This is a genomic window from Tepidicella baoligensis, assembly GCF_013432195.1.
Lineage (GTDB): Bacteria > Pseudomonadota > Gammaproteobacteria > Burkholderiales > Burkholderiaceae_C > Tepidicella > Tepidicella baoligensis.
Map to the genome: position 1 here is coordinate 108,313 of NZ_JACCDB010000003.1, position 15,854 is coordinate 124,166.

Sequence of the window (15,854 nt, forward strand, 5' to 3'; positions counted from 1 at the left end):
ACCGACATGCTGGCTTTCATTCTGCGAAGGCTCGGTCAGGCCATGCTTGTCATGGTCGCCGTGGCCTTCGTCTCGTTCATGCTGTTCCAGTACGTGGGCGACCCGATCATCTTTTTGCTGGGGCAGGACGCTACCCCCGAGCAGGTGGCAGAAATGCGTGCCGCCCTCGGCCTGGACCAGCCTTTCGTGATCCAGTTCTGGCATTTCCTTAGCAACGCCGCCCAGGGGCAGTTTGGTATCAGTCTGCGTCAGGGGGTGCCGGTGTCCCAATTGATAGCCGAACGTTTTCCTGCCACGCTGGAGCTGGCGTTGGTGGCCGCGTTCATGGCGCTGGTGGTGGGCATTCCCATGGGGGTGTATGCCGCACTGCGCCGGGGCTCCTTCCTGAGCCAGGTGTTCATGACCGTCTCGCTGCTGGGCGTGTCACTGCCCACGTTCCTGATTGGTATCCTGCTGATTCTGGTGTTCGCGGTGCAGCTGGGCTGGTTTCCGAGCTTCGGCCGTGGCGAGGTGGTCAACATCGGCGGCTGGACCACGGGCCTGCTCACCGCCAAGGGTTGGCACCACATCACGTTGCCGGCGGTGACCCTGGCCATCTTCCAGCTCACGTTGATCATGCGGCTGGTGCGCGCCGAGATGCTGGAGGTGCTGCGCACCGACTACATCAAGTTTGCGCGTGCCCGCGGCCTCAGCGACCGGGCGGTGCACTTCGGCCATGCGCTCAAGAACACGCTGGTGCCGGTGATGACGATCACCGGGCTGCAGCTTGGCGGCCTGATCGCGTTCGCCATCATCACCGAGACGGTGTTCCAATGGCCCGGTATGGGGCTGTTGTTCATCCAGGCGGTGACCTTCGCCGACATCCCGGTCATGGCCGCCTACCTGTGCCTGATCGCCCTCATCTTCGTCGTCATCAACCTGATCGTCGATCTGCTGTACTTTGCCGTCGATCCGCGCCTGCGCCTCGACAAGGCCAGCGGTCATTGAAGAGGTGACCCCCCGCTCATGATTTCCACACTCAAACGCTGGTTCGACAGCGATATCGGTTACAGCTTTCGCACGTCCCCAACCGCGATCACGGCCGCCGTGATCGCCTTCATCTGCGTGTTCTGCGCTGCGTTCGCCCCCTGGGTGGCGCCGCACAACCCGTTCGACCTGGCGACCCTCGAACTGAGCAACGCCCGCCTGCCGCCCGCCTGGAGCGAAGACGGGGTCTGGGCCTTCCCGCTGGGCACCGACGACCAGGGCCGTGACATCCTATCGGCTCTCATGTACGGTGCACGCATCTCGCTGGCCGTGGGCGTGGCGTCGGTCGTGCTGTCGGTGCTGGTCGGCGTCACGTTGGGCCTGCTGGCCGGCTTCCTCGGCGGCTGGCTTGACGCCTTCCTCATGCGCCTGTGCGACGTGATGTTGTCCTTTCCCGCCATCCTGGTGGCCTTGCTGATCGCCGGTGTGGGCCGCGCACTGTTCCCGAACGCGCACGAGACGCTGGCCTTCGGCGTGCTCATCCTGTCGATCTCGCTCACGGGCTGGGTGCAGTACGCCCGCACGGTGCGGGGCTCCACCCTCGTGGAGCGGCAGAAGGAGTACGTGCAGGCGGCACGCGTCATCGGCGTGGCGCCGCTGCGCATCATGCGCAAGCACGTGCTGCCCAACGTGCTGGGCCCGGTGCTGGTGCTGGCCACCATCCAGGTGGCCACGGCCATCATCACCGAGGCCACGCTCTCCTTTTTGGGCGTGGGCGCTCCGCCCACGTCGCCGTCCCTCGGCACGCTGATCCGCATCGGCAACGACTACCTGTTCTCGGGCGAGTGGTGGATCACCATCTTCCCAGGGATGGTGCTGGTGCTGATTGCCCTGAGCGTCAACCTTCTGGGCGACTGGCTGCGCGACGCCCTCAACCCCCGACTGCGCTGAGGAGCCGACCATGAGCCTGTTGCAAGTCAAGAACCTGGTGGTCGAATTTCCAGGCCGCCGGGGCACCCTGCGCGCCCTGGATGACGTGTCCTTCGACATCGCGCCTGGCGAGATCCTGGGTGTGGTGGGTGAATCCGGTGCGGGCAAATCCCTCACGGGGGCGTCCATCATCGGTCTGCTGGAGCCCCCCGGGCGGATCGCTGGCGGCGAGATCCTGCTGGAAGGCCGTCGCATCGACAACCTCCCGCACGACGAGATGCGCCGGGTGCGCGGTCGCCAGATCGGAGCCATCTTCCAGGATCCGCTGACCTCGCTGAACCCGCTGTACTCGATCGGCCGTCAGTTGATCGAGACCATCACCACCCACCTGCCGGTGACAGCGGCCGAGGCGCGCCGGCGCGCCATCCAGCTGCTCAAAGATACAGGAATCCCGGCGGCCGAGGAGCGCATCGACCACTACCCGCACCAGTTCAGCGGTGGTATGCGCCAGCGCGTGGTGATCGCCCTCGCCCTGGCGGCCGAACCCAAGCTCATCGTGGCCGACGAGCCCACGACGGCGCTGGACGTGTCCATCCAGGCGCAGATCATCACGCTGCTCAAGACCATCTGCAAGGAGCGCGGAGCGGCGGTGATGCTGATCACGCACGACATGGGCGTGATCGCCGAAACCTGTGATCGTGTGGCCGTGATGTATGCCGGACGGGTGGTCGAGATCGGGCCGGTGCATGAGGTGATCAACCGGCCGGCGCATCCCTACACCCGTGGCCTCATGAGCTGCATCCCCGATATGGAGGTCGAGCGCGAGCGCCTGCATCAGATCGACGGAGCCATGCCGCGGCTCAATGCCATTCCCGCGGGCTGCGCCTTCAACCCGCGTTGCGCACATGCCTTCCTGCGCTGCACCAGTGACCGTCCTGATCTGATGCTGGCTGGCCCCACCCGCGCCGCCTGCTGGCTGCACGAAGCCGGCGCTGCCGTGCCACCGACATCTTCCCAACCGGAGGCCGTCGCATGAGCTTCGTCATGGAACCGATGACCGCACCCTCACCCGCCGCCGATGATTCGGCTCCGTTGGTCCAGGCGCACGACCTGGCCCGTACCTTCGATGTGTCCGCTCCCTGGCTGAACCGGGTGCTGGAACGCAAACCGCGCCAGCTCCTGCATGCCGTCGATGGCGTGAGCTTCGAGATCCGGCGCGGCCAGACGCTGGCACTGGTGGGCGAGTCCGGCTGCGGCAAGAGCACGGTGGCCCGCCTGCTGGTCGGGCTCTATGGCCCCACGCGCGGCCGCTTCATCTTCGACGGGCAGGACGCCCACGCCGCTTACGCCACGCCGCAGGGGCGAGTGCTGTGCCGGCGCATTCAAATGATTTTCCAAGATCCCTATGCCAGCCTCAATCCGCGCTGGCGAGTGGCCGACATCGTGGCCGAGCCCCTGCGCGAACACGGCTTGATGAGTGACGCCCATGCAGTCAAGCAGCGTGTCGGCGAATTGCTGCAATCGGTCGGCCTGAGCCCGCTGGACATGATCAAGTACCCGCACCAGTTTTCGGGTGGCCAGCGTCAGCGGATTTCGATCGCGCGCGCCCTGGCCACGCACCCCGAATTCCTGGTGTGTGACGAACCCACCTCCGCGCTGGACGTGAGCGTTCAGGCCCAGGTGCTCAACATCATGAAGGACTTGCAGCGCGAGCAAGGGCTGACGTATCTGTTCATCAGCCACAACCTGGCGGTGGTGCGGCATGTGAGCGACCAAGTGGGGGTGATGTACCTGGGCCGGCTGGTGGAGCTGGCCGACAAGGCCACGCTGTTCAGCCGGCCCAGGCATCCTTATACCCGCATGCTGCTCGATGCCATTCCCAAGTTGCACGACACGGGCCGTGCGCGCACGCCGGTGCAGGGCGAGGTGCCCAACCCGCTGAACCCGCCGAGCGGTTGCGCTTTCCACCCGCGCTGCCCGCACGCCCATGCGAGGTGCAAGGCCGAGCGCCCGGTCATGCAGGATGTCCAGGGCATTCGCGTGGCGTGCCATGCGGTGGAGGAAGGGCGGATCTGATACGCGCCTCAGCGTGGTATGCGCGTCAGCTTCACACCCATGGGTCCCTGGATGGAACCATCGTCCAGCAGGGTCATCACCACCCGGCCCTCGGGCGTGCCCACCTTGATCTTGTCGCCGTCCTTCTCGTAGGTCATCTCGACCTCGGTGCCCATCAGCCGTATGAGCACCTTGCCGTTCGACTGGAAGGTGTAGCGTGTTACGCCCATCGGGTCCTCATAGCTGCCTTCCAGCCCCGAACTGCAGGCCACCAGCCCCGCCGACATGACGGCCGCCAGTGTGCCCACCAGGGCGCGGATGAAACGATGGCGCCGCTCAGTCATTGGCCACCACTTTGCCATCCACGATCTTGACCGGCTGACCGATCTTCAGGGCGGGGTCTTCGGCATGCCGCACGGTTTGCACCGTGCCGTTGTGCAGCCGAACGGTCACGTCGTAGCGGGTTTCCTTCTTGATGGTTTTCTCGATTTCCCGTCCGGCGTAGGCACCGCCCACGGTACCGAGAATTTGGGCCGCAGTGCGGCCACTGCCCTTGCCCACCTGGCTGCCGAGCACGGCCCCGGCCACGCCGCCCGCGACCATGCCGGTCAGTCCGGCTTCGCCTTCGACCTCCACGGTGTTGATGGCCTGCACCACACCGCGGGGATAGCAGTTCTGATGCCGGGCCAGCGTGGGCTGCACAGGGGGGGCGCCGACAGCCTTGTCCACCTTGACGGTCTTGCCGGCGAGCGCCAGCGTGACACTGGCCATGCTGCGCTCGTTCAGCGTGTCGCGCGTGCGGATGGTGTAGGTGGTGGTGTATTCACCGGGTTTGATCTCCTTGAGGACAGGTCGGACGTCGGTGCCGGTCAGGGTGGCCGTGGCTTGGGCCCCTGGCGTGCCGCGCACGGTCAGGGTGATTTCGTGACCACCGGTCCAGCCGGAGGCCTGGGATGCAAAGTAGTCGATGACCGGGGTGGGCGTGGCGGCGGCCACGGCACGCTGGTGCGCGGTGGCGGTCAGCAGGGTCTGGCCGAGCACGGCCTGGGTTTCCGCACTGCCCATACGCATGGTGGCACGCACGGGGCTGTTGTACTTGACCTGGTCACGCAGGCTCAGGGTGTAACTGCCTTCGTAACGGCCGGCACGGGTTTCACGCAAGGTCAGGGCGTTGGCGCTGCCTTCCAGGGTCACGGTCACCGTGGCACCGGCGGTGTCATGGACCTGGAACACGAGTTCGGTGCCGGGCACCAGTTCGGTGACCTGCTGCACCGTGAAGGTCTGGATGGTTGGCTGGGTCTGGGCAGCGGTTTGCTGGGCCCCCAGCAGGGCGGTGAAGGCCAGCAGGCCCGCGATCAGGTAGCGTTGAAGAGTCATGGTGTGTCCATCAAAGGCTCCGGCACAGTTGCCAGATGATCATGCTTATCAAATTAACACTGTGCGTGAGTCGGCTCAAGTGCCGGATCGAGAAAAAAGGCGGGTGGTTACTGGTGTTACATGTGGCTACACCGCAGCGCGTGCAGGGTGCAGGCCGTCCATGGTATCGAGCGCCAGGCAGAGGTCGGCCCAGGCTTTGCCTTTTTCAGCGGGGCTGCGCAGCAGGTAAGCCGGGTGGTAGGTGACCACCACGGGCAAGGACAGCCCGCCCAGGGTGACCCGATGGACCTGACCACGCAACTTGCCCAGGGGCCATTGACGCGCCGCTTCGGGAGACAGGGCGCCGCCCTCGGCGAGCACGGTCTGCGCCGCAAAGCGGCCCATGGCGATGATGACCTTGGGCTGCAACAGCTCCACCTGGCGCAGCAGGTAGGGGCTGCACTGCGCGATTTCCAGCGGGTCGGGGTTGCGGTTCAGGGGCGGGCGACATTTGATCACGTTGGCGATGTAGACCCGATGCTCACGGGTCAGCCCCATGGCCGCCAGCATGCGGTCCAGCAATTGGCCGGCCCGGCCGACGAAGGGCAGGCCTTGGCGGTCTTCTTCCTCGCCGGGCGCTTCGCCAATGATGAGCCAGTCGGGCCGGGGATCGCCCATGCCAGGGACGGCCCGCTGGCGCCGCTGCGCGAGGCCGCATCGCGAGCAGTCGTGAACGGCAGCTTCCAGGGCGGCCAGGTTGGGCAACCAACGGGCCGGGTGGTCAAGGGCGGCGCCAGGTGCGGACGTGGGCACGGGGTGGTTGGGCGGTGGGCGCGTGGGCTCGACGGGTCGGCAGACCGGGTCTGGTACCGCTGTGGCACGACGTTCGTCCTTGGTGGCCGGATCGGATGGGGCTGCGGCGCCCGTACCCACGGCATCTGCGGCGGTTGGCCACCAGATGGGGACGCCCATTTCCTGCAACATCGCCCGGTGGCGGTCGCTCAGCCGGGGCAGGAGCGGCAGGGTGGGGACAGGAGCAGACATGCGGTCAGTGTAATGCGTCGACGTGGCCGCGCATGACGATGGCGTCCTCGCGCCGCGCGCCGTGGTCGGGGTAGTAGCCCTTGCGCACGCCTACGGCTTCAAAGCCGCTCGAGGCGTAGAGGGCCTGTGCGGCCTGGTTGCTGGCCCGGACCTCCAGCCATACAGCGTGTGCCCCGAGGCTGCGGGCCCAGTCGCCCAGCGCGGCCAGCATGCGGCGCGCCCAGCCCTGGCGCTGGTGCAACGGCACGGTGGTGAGGTTGAGCAGGTGGACCTCGCCCACCCCCTGCATGGCGACGAGGTAACCGAGCAGCCAGCGGCCGTCGGGCAGCACCGGGGCGCAAGCCCACGATGGGGGGTCGCTCCGCGGGTCTGGGGTCAGGGCCAGCATCTGCATGGCATGCCCACTCTCCAGGGAGTCGGCGAAGTGGCGCCGGCTCCAGGGGTGGGCGTAGGCGGTCTTGTCCACCTCGGCCACGAGGTCCAGGACCTCGGCGGTCATGGGGGCAAAGCCGGCCCGCTGATAGGGGGCGGGCAGGGCGGCGGGCCAGGGGGTCATGGCGCGTGGGTTCCTGTCGCCGGGTCCCGGGTCTTGAGGGCTTGGAGCCGTTCACGCTCCTGCGTCGTCTGGGCTACCTTGTCGCGTACGTACAGCGGTTGCGCATCGGCGGCCTGCACCGCCGCGCCTTCGGCCCACAGGGCGCCGCTGAGGCGCAACACCGCGGCGGCGGTGGGCCATGCAAGGATCTGAGGCACGCCACGCCAGCCCGTGGGCCAGCGCTCGGCATAGAGGGGGGCGGCATTGCCCGCGAGACAGACGGGGGGAGAGCCACCGCCCATGGGCCAGCCCTCGCCAGTGGCCAGGGCCTCGGGGGCGTACAGGGCAGCGGGGCGGATCAGTTTCAGCGCGCATGAATCGTCCCCACCGGCCATGGGCTCGACGGCCACGTCCGCCACGTACATCTCGTCCATGCGGGCGTCGAGGGCAATGGTGATGAAACCGCCGGGCCACGGGCCCTTGGTCTGCTGCCATTGGGTGAGCGCTGCCTGGGCCACGGCCAGCAGGGTGTGCACCGGGATCACGGGTATGCCCCCCGGTCGCCCGGCCACGGCCAGGCCTTGCACCACCGCGCAGGCCGTGCGCAGGCCAGTGAAGGCCCCCGGGCCGCAGCCGAAGGCGATGGCATCCAGCTCGGCGAGGCGCCAGCCCAGTGCCGCCAGGAGTCGGCGCACGGTGGGCAGGAGCGTGGCCGATGCCCGTGCGCCGCCTTCGGCTTCATGCAGCGCCAGGGGAGGCTGGCCTGCCGCTCCCAGGGCGATGCTCATGCGCTCGGTGCTGGTGTCCAGGGCCAGCACTTTCTGAGGAAGGGTGGAGGTGGGCAGGGTCATGACGGCCGGGTAGGGGGTGGGGCGGAGGTAGCGGCGGACGTAGAGGCAAACGTAGAAGGTGGCGTGGTCGCCGTGACCGATTGGCGTACGGCCGCGTGCACGCCAAAGACGATGCCGACGGTCACCAGGGCCAGTCCAGCCAGCAGGTTGGCGTGCATGGGTTCTCCCAGAAACACCACGGCCCCCAGCGCCGACAGGCCAGGAACCAGCGAGGTGATCATGGTGGAGCGCACCGGGCCGAAGTGGCGCACCATCTGCGTGAAGGTGATGCCCGAAATGACGACGGAACCGATGCCCTGGAAGCCCGCCTGGAACAACAGCTCGCGCCAGGGCGCATGCGCCAGGTGGCTCTGGATCCAGCCCAGAGCGGCCAGCAGACCATACACCGGCACGTAGGTGAGGAAGGCGAACACCGAGATTGCCACCGTGGCTTCCACCGCGGGCAGGCCGTGCTTGCGCGCAATGATGGTGTAGTTGGCCCAGGTGAAGGCGGTCAGCAGGAACAGCAGGTCACCCTTCCACACGTCGCCACCGTCGAAGGCGCTGAGCAGACTGGCGCCGCCGACCAGCAGGTCGCCCGCAACGATCAAGGCCAGTCCCACAGCCCTGGTGGGCGTGATGTGTTCGCGCAGCACCCAGGCCGCCAGCAGCGTGGTCCACAGGGGTAGGCTGCCCGGCATGAGCACCGAGGCGTGGGAGGCGGGCGCAAAGTAAAAGCCGCTGTAGGCCACGCAGGCATAGACCACGCCACCGACCATGCCCACCCCGGCCGTGAGCCGGAAACCCAGCGGTGACAAACCCAGCCAACTGCCGGCGTGGGGTGCGCGCAGGCGCTGCTGCCGCACCATCCACCAGCCGACGGGCAGCAACACCGCACCCGCCCCGACGAAGCGCATGAAAGCGATGTCGAAGGAGGTGAGGGTCTGGTGAGCGGTGGCCCGGGCCACCACGATGAAGGAGGTCCAGATGAGCACCGTGACCACGGCGGCCATCCAGCCCACCGCCCGGGGGCTTAGGCGCTGAAATCCGAAAAACATGCCGCGATTATCGGGTGCCGGGATAATCACCGCATGCCTTCCTCGTTTGCTTGCTTTGTGCGTTGGAAATGGGTTGCGGTCATCGGTTTCTGGCTGGGTGGCTGGCTGAGTCCGTCCTGGGCGTCTGGCCTGCCTCCCGAGGTGCTGGCTGCCTTGCAGCGGGCGCCATTGCCGGCAGAGAGTGTGGCGGTGGTGGTGGCACCTGCCGTGCCCGGGTCGGCACCCTGGATACATCACCGTGCCGATGAAGCGGTGAACCCGGCGTCGGTCATGAAGCTGGTGACCACCTTCGCGGCGCTCGATCTGCTGGGGCCGGCCCATGTCTGGCGCACCACGGTGCATACCGATGCCCCGGTGCGTGATGGCGTGCTCCAGGGGCACCTTTACCTCAAGGGTGGCGGTGACCCGAAACTGGTGTCGGAAAAGCTCTGGCTGCTGATGAGGCGGGTGCAGGCCCTGGGGATTGCACGCGTGGCGGGCGACATCGTGATCGACCGCAGCACCTTTGACGTGCCGGCCGTGGACCCTGGGGCTTTCGACGGTGAGCCGCTGCGGCCCTACAACGCCACGCCCGACGCCTTGCTGGTGAACTTCAAGGCGCAGGTCTTCCAGTTCGTGCCCGACCCCGTGGCCGGCGTGGCGCGCGTGGGCATGGAGCCCCCGTTGGCCGGTGTTCAGGTGCCCGCGTCAGTGCCGCTGACCGGCGGGCCTTGCAACGACTGGCGCGCCGGTCTGCGCGCGGATTTCAGCGACGCCACGCGCCCGCGTTTCGCCGGCGCCTATCCCGCCTCGTGCGGGGAGCGCATCTGGCCGCTGGCCCATCCGGAACCCGATCGGATGACCGCGCGGGCGGTGCAGGGCATGTGGGCAGCCGTGGGTGGCCGGCTCGATGGCCAGGTGCGCACCGGTGTGACACCCCCCGAGGCGGTGGAGCGTCTGGCGCTGGAGTCGCCGCCGCTGACGGAGGTGGTGCGGGACGTGAACAAATTCAGCAACAACGTGATGGCCCAACACCTGCTGCTGGCGCTGGCCCAAGGCCCCGATCGCCCGGCCACCTTCGAGGCGGCGCGTGATCGGATCGCCCAGTGGTGGGTCCAGCGGCTGGGACCCACGGTACCTGCACCCCGGATCGACAACGGTGCCGGTCTCAGCCGGGACGCCCGGATCACCGCGGCGGCACTGGCTCGATTGCTGCAGGTGGCCTACGTCTCACCCATGATGCCGGAGCTGATGTCGTCCCTGCCCGCCAGCGGGCTCGATGGCACGCTGCGGCGCAGCGCCATGGGCGAGGGGCTGGCCCATCTGAAAACCGGCAGTCTGCGCGACGTGCAGGCCCTGGCCGGTTACGTGCACCGCCCGGACGGTCAGCGGCTGGTGCTGGTGGCCATTGTCAACCACCCCAACGCCCGTGCCGCACGTCCCGCCCTCGACGCTCTGGTGCAGTGGGCCGCTCAGCGCTGAACCCACTCCAGGCTCACGCCTGTGGGGCGGGTTCTATGGCCAGGCGGTTGGGTCCTTCGGCCACGGTGGCCTCCAGGGCGCGCTGTGCGCCCACCACCATGTCGGCCGCCAGCCCGTGCAAGGCTTGCGTGGCAGATGGCGTGCGTCCATGTATGCCGATGCTGACGGTCACCCCCGGCGATGCGCAGGTTTGGGCCAAGGTGCGCAGGTCTTCGGCCAGCACGAGCGCGCTGGCCACATCGGCATCGGGCAGTACCGCCACGAACTGGCCACGGGCCCAGTGTGCCAGCACGTCATGGACGCGCATCCGGCCCACCAGCTGACGAGCCAGCGTCCGTTCCATCGTGTCTGCTCGCTCCGGTGCCTGCGCGCGGTGATGCTCGTGTCCGTCGATTTCAATGAACAGCACAGTGACCGGATGTTGCAGCCGGGCGGCCATTGACAGCGTGCGGCCGAGCGCCTCCAACACCGCCGCGCGGCTCAGCAGTCCCGAGGCCGGGTCGTAGAGCGGTACGCCGTCCGCCAGGGCGGGTGCAGGGGGCGTGGCGTTCATGTTTCCATTGTCACCGGCTCACTCGGCGGGGCCGATGTGCAAACTGACCTCGGCAATGCCTTCGACACGTCCGGTGAGTCTGTCACCAGCGACCACCGGGCCCACCCCTTCGGGGGTGCCGGTGTAGATCAGGTCGCCCGGCTGGAGGTGGTAATAGGTGGACAGGTCGGCGATGATTTCGCGGATGTTCCAGATCAGCTTGTCCACGTTGGAGGACTGCTTGGTCACGCCATTGACTTCCAGAGTGATCGCTCCCTGGCTCATCACCACGCCTTCCATGGGCACGATGTCCGTGCACACGGCGCCGTTCTCGATGTCCTTGCCGGTGTCCCAGGGGCGGCCCTTGTCGCGTGCCACCAGTTGCAGGTCGCGTCGGGTCATGTCCAGGCCAGCCGCGTAACCGTAGATCAGCTCATGGGCCTGGTCTTCGCGCACGCGGAAACCGGGCTTGCCGATCGCCAGCACCAGTTCCATTTCGTAATGGTAGTTCTGGGTGCGCGGCGGGTACGGGATGGTGGCCCCGCTTTCCACCAGTGAGCTGGGCGATTTGGTGAAGTAGAAGGGGTTTTCGGTGCTTTTATCGACGGGACGCCCCATTTCGACGGCGTGCGCGTGGTAGTTGCGTCCCACGAAGAACAGGCGGTTGATGGGGAAGCGTTGCGCTGTGCCGCGAATGGGCAGGGATCGAACGGGGGGCGGGGGGAACAGGTAGTGGTTCATGGCGTCAGGGGTTGGACACATGGATGGACGGGCGAACTTCATAGACCCCGAGCTTGCGGTGCAGCGGAGACTCGTCGGCCATGAAGAGGAAGGCGGGTTGATCGGCGCTCAGGTTGCGGAGCGTGACGGCGGTGTAACCCGGGGCGCAGCAGGTGTCGGCCTCCATCAGGGTGAAGGTCTGGCCGGCTCCGTCCACCGTGACTTCGGCGCGGCCTTCGATCTGGTGGAACACCTGGGCCGGCGAGCGTGCGGGCAGGCGCAGCGTCTGTCCGGGTTTGAGCATCAGCGCGTAGAAGCCCAGGATGTTCTCCGCGTCGTCACCCGTTTCGGGGTTGACGTAGGTGACCTGCACGCACTCCTGCTCAGGCTGGTCGGCCGCCAGCGACAACAGCGCGGCGCGGGTATCGGCCCAGGGGTAGCGCAGCATGGGGTAGCGCTTGTCGCTGCGCTGGAACACGGGGGTGGGGACGACGCCGGCGCGCGTCCAGGCGCGGTCGCCGCGGCCGGGCTTGACCTGCTGGCGCTCGCCGTTGACGTGGTAGCTCACTTCCAGGTAATAGGCCAGTGGCAGGTCCAGCACGTCCAGCCAGATCACGGGTTCGTTGCCGTCGTGCCCGTGCTCGTGCCACAGGCCGGTGGGGGTGAGGATGAGATCGCCTCGGCTCATGGGGCACTTCTCGCCGTCCACGGTGGTGTAGGCGCCCTCGCCTTCGACGATCATGCGCACGGCGTTGGGGGTGTGGCGGTGGCTGGGCGCCCACTCGCCAGGCAGCAGCAATTGCATGCCCAGGTACATCGCGGCGCTGGCCTGCATCTTCTCCAGACCGTGGCCGGGGTTGGCGAGCACCAGCACGCGGCGCTCGGCCTTTTCGATCGGGGTCAACTCACCGGCCTTCAGCAGCAAGGGCTTGAGGCTGGCGTAGGGCCAGTGGGTGGCGCGCGTCTGGCGCGTGGGCACGTTCGGGGGCAGTACGCTGCGCAGGCTGGGCCACAGGGGCACCAGGTTCAGCGCCTCGAGTGCGTCGCGGTAGTCCTGCGGCAGGTCTTCCAGTCGGCCAAGTTCTCGCATGTTCGTCTCCGTCGTTTCAGCCCTGTTGCAGGCAGTTGCTCACATTCCAGCCATACAGCCATTCCAACGCATCATAAAAGCGTTCCTGCGGACGGTTTTTCCACATCTGGTTGCGGATCAGGCGCTCCACCCCGGTGGCGTGGTAAATGCGGCCCATTTCGCGGCTGCTCAGCACGATGCGCCCGGTGCGCGGGACGCGGTTCTTCTGGTACAGGGCCAGCGCGGCGGCCCAGTCCTTCCCGGTCACGCGCAGGGCTTCGCCCAGGGTCACGGCGTCTTCCATGGCCATGCAGGCGCCCTGCGCCATGTACTGCGTGGTGGGGTGCGCGGCATCGCCCAGAATGGTCACGCGGCCGAACACCCAGTTTTCGATCGGATCCTTGTCCGCCGTGGCCCAGCGCTTCCAGCTCTTGGGCAACTCGATGAGCTGACGGGCCTTGGGGCTGATGCCCTGGAAATAGCTTTCCACCTCTTCCTTGGAGCCTTCGGTCACGCCCCACTGCTCCTGCTGGCGGCTGTGGAAGGTCACGACCACGTTGTACTGCTCGCCGCCGCGCAGCGGGTAGTGCACCAGGTGGCACTTGGGGCCGGCCCACAGGCTGGCGGCGTTCCACTTCAGCTCGTCGGGAAAGTCGGCCTTGTCCACCACGGCCCGGTAGACCACATGGCCGGTCACGCGGTGCGGGTCGTTCACGTACTGCTGCCGCACCACGGATTTCACGCCATCGGCGCCGATCAAGGCCTGGCCGACCCAGCGCTTGCCGTTCTGGTCGATGGCCGTGACCGTTCCGGCGGCCTCGTCCTGCTCGATGGTTTCGATGTGCGTGTCGGTGAAAAACGCCACCTGCCCGCTGGCCTGTGCGCCTTCCAGCAGCGACAGATGCACGTCGGCCCGGTGGATCACGGCGTAGGGGTTGCCGAAGCGTTGACGAAAGGCTTCACCGGTCTCGATCTTGCCCACCAGGGATTCATCGACGGCGTCGTGCATGACCATGTAGTCGGTGTAGACCGCACGGGCACGCGCCTGTGGCCCCACGCCCAGCGCGTCGAAGGCATGAAAGGCGTTGGGGCCGAGCTGGATACCGGCGCCGATCTCACCGATTGCCGGCGCCTGCTCAAACACCTGTACCTGGAAGCCCTGGTTCACCAGGGCGAGGGCGGCGGCCAGCCCGCCGATGCCGCCGCCGGCGATCAGCACGGGGAGTTCACTGCTCGATGGGCTCATGCGTCGTCTCCTGAGAATCTGTCAAAATATCAGTACACTGACGATTAGTGTAGTAACTATTTGGGGCTTGTGCAAGTGTTTTTGGGTCTTGATTCGAGGTGCAGGCTCTTGCCTGGCATGCCCTAGACTGATGCCTCATGAGCGAGTCCTTGCCTTCTGCCATGCCCGGTTTGAACCACCTGCCTGGTCATGCGATCCGGCGTCTGCACCAGATTTCTGTGGGCATCTTCCACCAGGAGGTGGAAAAACTCAACCTCACGCCGCTACAGTACGGCGCGCTGGTGACCGTGCGCGACCAGCCGGGCGTGGACCAGCGCACCCTGGCGCGTCTGATCGCCCTCGACACCTCGACCACCGCCGGCGTGGTGGACCGGCTCGAAGCACGGGGCTTGCTGGAACGCCAGCTGTCGCCACAAGACCGGCGCGTGCGACGGCTGTTCATCACGAGCCGTGGCATCGATCTGCTCGTGCAGGCCGAGCCGGCCGTTGCGCGTGCACAGGCGCTCATCCTGGCGCCATTGACCCCTGCACAACAGCGTACCTTCATGCGGCTGCTGCAGCGGCTGGTGGAGGAGAACAACGCGTTCAGTCGGGCGCCGAGTGAAGGGGCGGGGTGAGGGAGGTGGGGATTCGAGTGGTCCTCAGCCAGGACTGACCGCCGCATCTGCACGTCAGGCCCGTGCTGTCTTTATCGGTGCGAAAATCCGGGCATGAACGCCCTGAACACCGTTGAATTGATGAACGCCCTGGGTCGGCAGGCCAGGGTCGCTTCGGCGCAGATGGCCAAGGCCGGTGCCGCCTCCAAGGCTGCCGCCCTGCGCGGGTTGGCTTCGCTGCTGCGCGCCAACGTCGCTCAGCTCCAGGTCGAGAACGCCAAGGACCTGGAGCGCGCCCGCGCCGCCGGCCTGGCCGAGCCTATGGTGGACCGGCTCAAGCTCACCCCCAAGGTGCTGGAAACCTGCGCCGAAGGCTGTGAACAGCTCGCTGCCATGCCCGACATCATCGGCGAGATCATGGGCATGAAGCAGCAACCCAGTGGTATCCGCGTGGGCCAGATGCGCGTGCCCATCGGCGTGTTCGGCATGATCTACGAGAGCCGACCCAACGTCACCATCGAAGCCGCCTCCCTGTCCATCAAGAGCGGCAATGCCTGCATCCTGCGTGGCGGCTCCGAGGCCATCGACAGCAACCGCGCCCTGGCCGCGCTGGTGCAGCAGGCGCTGGTGCAGGCGGGCCTGCCGGCCGACGCGGTGCAGCTGGTGCCCACCACCGACCGCGAAGCCGTGGGCCAGCTGATCGCCATGCCGGCTTATGTGGACGTGATCATCCCGCGCGGCGGCAAGGGCCTGATCGAGCGCATCAGCCGCGACGCCAAGGTGCCCGTGATCAAGCACCTGGACGGCAATTGCCACACCTACGTGGACGACCCCTGCGACATCGCCATGGCGGTGAAGGTGGCCGACAACGCCAAGACGCAGAAATACAGCCCCTGCAACGCGACCGAGAGCCTGCTCGTGGCCCGCGGGGTGGCGGCGGCATTTTTGCCGCAGATCGGGGCCATTTACGCGCAGAAGGGTGTGGAAATGCGCTGTTGCCCCGAAGCCAAGGCACTGTTGGCCAGCGTGCCCGGTGCCAACCTGAAGGACGCCACCGAGCAGGACTGGTCAGAAGAATACCTGGCACCGGTGATCAGTGTGAAGGTGGTGGCCGGGGTGGACGAGGCCATTGCCCACATCAACCGCTATTCCAGCCACCATACCGAGGCCATCCTCACCACCGACCACGTGCACGCACAGCGCTTCCTGCGCGAAGTGGATTCGGCGAGCGTGATGGTCAATGCCAGCACGCGCTTTGCGGACGGCTTCGAGTACGGCCTGGGCGCCGAAATCGGCATCTCGACCGACAAGTTCCACGCCCGCGGGCCGGTGGGGGTGGAGGGGCTGACCTCGCTCAAGTACGTGGTGCTGGGTGAGGGCGAGGTGCGCGGCTGAGCCGAGTCAAGCGGGCTTGCCCGCCTGGGTTCGTGCCCATTGCAGCCTCCACTGCGACCCC

The 15,854-nt window shown here is 67.1% G+C and carries 17 protein-coding genes; 7 read left to right on the top strand and 10 right to left on the bottom strand.

All coding sequences use genetic code 11. The features are described from left to right. Positions 1-6: 6 nt before the first annotated feature. The 4 genes from HZS63_RS05135 to HZS63_RS05150 are packed head-to-tail and all read left to right on the top strand — an operon-like array spanning position 7 to position 3,972. A complete protein-coding gene (locus HZS63_RS05135) occupies positions 7-987 on the top strand; it encodes an ABC transporter permease (protein WP_180682981.1) in 981 nt (326 codons plus the stop codon). A gap of 18 nt (positions 988-1,005) precedes the next feature. Further along, positions 1,006-1,917: an ABC transporter permease gene (locus tag HZS63_RS05140; RefSeq protein ID WP_180682982.1), complete on the top strand. Its 912-nt coding sequence runs from the start codon at positions 1,006-1,008 to the stop codon at positions 1,915-1,917. A 10-nt stretch (positions 1,918-1,927) separates the two neighbouring features. Beyond that, the gene (locus HZS63_RS05145; protein WP_180682983.1) at positions 1,928-2,932 is read left to right on the top strand and encodes an ABC transporter ATP-binding protein; all 1,005 of its coding nucleotides are present in this window, start codon (positions 1,928-1,930) and stop codon (positions 2,930-2,932) included. Further along, complete coding sequence (locus tag HZS63_RS05150; protein ID WP_180682984.1) at positions 2,929-3,972, top strand: ABC transporter ATP-binding protein; 1,044 nt, start codon at positions 2,929-2,931, stop codon at positions 3,970-3,972. Before HZS63_RS05145 ends, HZS63_RS05150 begins: the two co-directional genes overlap by 4 nt. An 8-nt stretch (positions 3,973-3,980) precedes the next feature. On the opposite strand, the gene HZS63_RS05155 is transcribed toward HZS63_RS05150, so the two are convergent. From HZS63_RS05155 to HZS63_RS05180, 6 genes are all read right to left on the bottom strand, one after another. Next, positions 3,981-4,295, bottom strand: a complete 315-nt coding sequence (locus HZS63_RS05155) for a hypothetical protein (RefSeq protein WP_180682985.1) — start codon at positions 4,293-4,295, stop codon at positions 3,981-3,983. Further along, positions 4,288-5,328: an outer membrane lipoprotein gene (locus HZS63_RS05160; protein WP_180682986.1), complete on the bottom strand. Its 1,041-nt coding sequence runs from the start codon at positions 5,326-5,328 to the stop codon at positions 4,288-4,290. The genes HZS63_RS05155 and HZS63_RS05160 overlap by 8 nt, the downstream gene beginning before the upstream one ends. 126 nt (positions 5,329-5,454) lie before the next feature. Then, positions 5,455-6,351, bottom strand: a complete 897-nt coding sequence (locus HZS63_RS05165) for a uracil-DNA glycosylase (RefSeq protein ID WP_180682987.1) — start codon at positions 6,349-6,351, stop codon at positions 5,455-5,457. Between the two features lie 4 nt (positions 6,352-6,355). Beyond that, positions 6,356-6,907, bottom strand: a complete 552-nt coding sequence (locus HZS63_RS05170; protein WP_180682988.1) for a GNAT family N-acetyltransferase — start codon at positions 6,905-6,907, stop codon at positions 6,356-6,358. Beyond that, a complete protein-coding gene (tsaB, locus tag HZS63_RS05175) occupies positions 6,904-7,737 on the bottom strand; it encodes a tRNA (adenosine(37)-N6)-threonylcarbamoyltransferase complex dimerization subunit type 1 TsaB (protein WP_180682989.1) in 834 nt (277 codons plus the stop codon). Before tsaB ends, HZS63_RS05170 begins: the two co-directional genes overlap by 4 nt. After that, entirely contained in the window at positions 7,734-8,774 is a 1,041-nt protein-coding gene (locus tag HZS63_RS05180) for a DMT family transporter (RefSeq protein WP_180682990.1), read from the bottom strand. Before HZS63_RS05180 ends, tsaB begins: the two co-directional genes overlap by 4 nt. A gap of 33 nt (positions 8,775-8,807) precedes the next feature. On the opposite strand from HZS63_RS05180, the gene dacB reads away from it, so the two are divergent. After that, positions 8,808-10,235 carry a D-alanyl-D-alanine carboxypeptidase/D-alanyl-D-alanine endopeptidase gene (gene dacB, locus HZS63_RS05185; RefSeq protein WP_180682991.1) on the top strand — a complete coding sequence of 476 codons (1,428 nt, stop codon included), beginning with the start codon at positions 8,808-8,810 and terminating at the stop codon, positions 10,233-10,235. A gap of 13 nt (positions 10,236-10,248) precedes the next feature. On the opposite strand, the gene HZS63_RS05190 is transcribed toward dacB, so the two are convergent. Genes HZS63_RS05190 through HZS63_RS05205 form a run of 4 tightly spaced genes read right to left on the bottom strand, consistent with a single transcriptional unit; the run spans position 10,249 to position 13,802 of the window. Beyond that, entirely contained in the window at positions 10,249-10,788 is a 540-nt protein-coding gene (locus HZS63_RS05190) for a diguanylate cyclase domain-containing protein (RefSeq protein ID WP_180682992.1), read from the bottom strand. A gap of 18 nt (positions 10,789-10,806) precedes the next feature. Next, positions 10,807-11,508 (bottom strand): fumarylacetoacetate hydrolase family protein, encoded by a 702-nt coding sequence (locus HZS63_RS05195; RefSeq protein WP_180683160.1) that lies wholly within the window; start codon positions 11,506-11,508, stop codon positions 10,807-10,809. Between the two features lie 4 nt (positions 11,509-11,512). Next, positions 11,513-12,577 carry a cupin domain-containing protein gene (locus HZS63_RS05200; RefSeq protein WP_180682993.1) on the bottom strand — a complete coding sequence of 355 codons (1,065 nt, stop codon included), beginning with the start codon at positions 12,575-12,577 and terminating at the stop codon, positions 11,513-11,515. A gap of 16 nt (positions 12,578-12,593) precedes the next feature. Next, positions 12,594-13,802 (bottom strand): 3-hydroxybenzoate 6-monooxygenase, encoded by a 1,209-nt coding sequence (locus HZS63_RS05205; protein ID WP_180682994.1) that lies wholly within the window; start codon positions 13,800-13,802, stop codon positions 12,594-12,596. A gap of 137 nt (positions 13,803-13,939) precedes the next feature. Here HZS63_RS05205 and HZS63_RS05210 point away from each other — a divergent pair, with 137 nt between their 5' ends. Together HZS63_RS05210 and HZS63_RS05215 are read left to right on the top strand one after the other, a co-directional pair. Then, complete coding sequence (locus HZS63_RS05210) at positions 13,940-14,419, top strand: MarR family winged helix-turn-helix transcriptional regulator (protein ID WP_180682995.1); 480 nt, start codon at positions 13,940-13,942, stop codon at positions 14,417-14,419. A 93-nt stretch (positions 14,420-14,512) separates the two neighbouring features. Beyond that, a complete protein-coding gene (locus HZS63_RS05215; protein WP_180682996.1) occupies positions 14,513-15,793 on the top strand; it encodes a glutamate-5-semialdehyde dehydrogenase in 1,281 nt (426 codons plus the stop codon). The last annotated feature ends 61 nt before the right edge of the window (positions 15,794-15,854 follow it).

Bases quoted from the DNA above. Each gene is read 5' to 3' on its own strand.
- HZS63_RS05195 (WP_180683160.1), bottom strand. From the start codon at position 11,508: ATGAACCACTACCTGTTCCCCCCGCCCCCCGTTCGATCCCTGCCCATT.
- HZS63_RS05160 (WP_180682986.1), bottom strand. From the start codon at position 5,328: ATGACTCTTCAACGCTACCTGATCGCGGGCCTGCTGGCCTTCACCGCC.
- HZS63_RS05165 (WP_180682987.1), bottom strand. From the start codon at position 6,351: ATGTCTGCTCCTGTCCCCACCCTGCCGCTCCTGCCCCGGCTGAGCGAC.
- HZS63_RS05145 (WP_180682983.1), top strand. From the start codon at position 1,928: ATGAGCCTGTTGCAAGTCAAGAACCTGGTGGTCGAATTTCCAGGCCGC.
- tsaB (WP_180682989.1), bottom strand. From the start codon at position 7,737: ATGACCCTGCCCACCTCCACCCTTCCTCAGAAAGTGCTGGCCCTGGAC.
- dacB (WP_180682991.1), top strand. From the start codon at position 8,808: ATGCCTTCCTCGTTTGCTTGCTTTGTGCGTTGGAAATGGGTTGCGGTC.
- HZS63_RS05210 (WP_180682995.1), top strand. From the start codon at position 13,940: ATGAGCGAGTCCTTGCCTTCTGCCATGCCCGGTTTGAACCACCTGCCT.
- HZS63_RS05205 (WP_180682994.1), bottom strand. From the start codon at position 13,802: ATGAGCCCATCGAGCAGTGAACTCCCCGTGCTGATCGCCGGCGGCGGC.
- HZS63_RS05135 (WP_180682981.1), top strand. From the start codon at position 7: ATGCTGGCTTTCATTCTGCGAAGGCTCGGTCAGGCCATGCTTGTCATG.
- HZS63_RS05155 (WP_180682985.1), bottom strand. From the start codon at position 4,295: ATGACTGAGCGGCGCCATCGTTTCATCCGCGCCCTGGTGGGCACACTG.
- HZS63_RS05150 (WP_180682984.1), top strand. From the start codon at position 2,929: ATGAGCTTCGTCATGGAACCGATGACCGCACCCTCACCCGCCGCCGAT.
- HZS63_RS05170 (WP_180682988.1), bottom strand. From the start codon at position 6,907: ATGACCCCCTGGCCCGCCGCCCTGCCCGCCCCCTATCAGCGGGCCGGC.
- HZS63_RS05140 (WP_180682982.1), top strand. From the start codon at position 1,006: ATGATTTCCACACTCAAACGCTGGTTCGACAGCGATATCGGTTACAGC.
- HZS63_RS05180 (WP_180682990.1), bottom strand. From the start codon at position 8,774: ATGTTTTTCGGATTTCAGCGCCTAAGCCCCCGGGCGGTGGGCTGGATG.
- HZS63_RS05215 (WP_180682996.1), top strand. From the start codon at position 14,513: ATGAACGCCCTGAACACCGTTGAATTGATGAACGCCCTGGGTCGGCAG.
- HZS63_RS05190 (WP_180682992.1), bottom strand. From the start codon at position 10,788: ATGAACGCCACGCCCCCTGCACCCGCCCTGGCGGACGGCGTACCGCTC.
- HZS63_RS05200 (WP_180682993.1), bottom strand. From the start codon at position 12,577: ATGCGAGAACTTGGCCGACTGGAAGACCTGCCGCAGGACTACCGCGAC.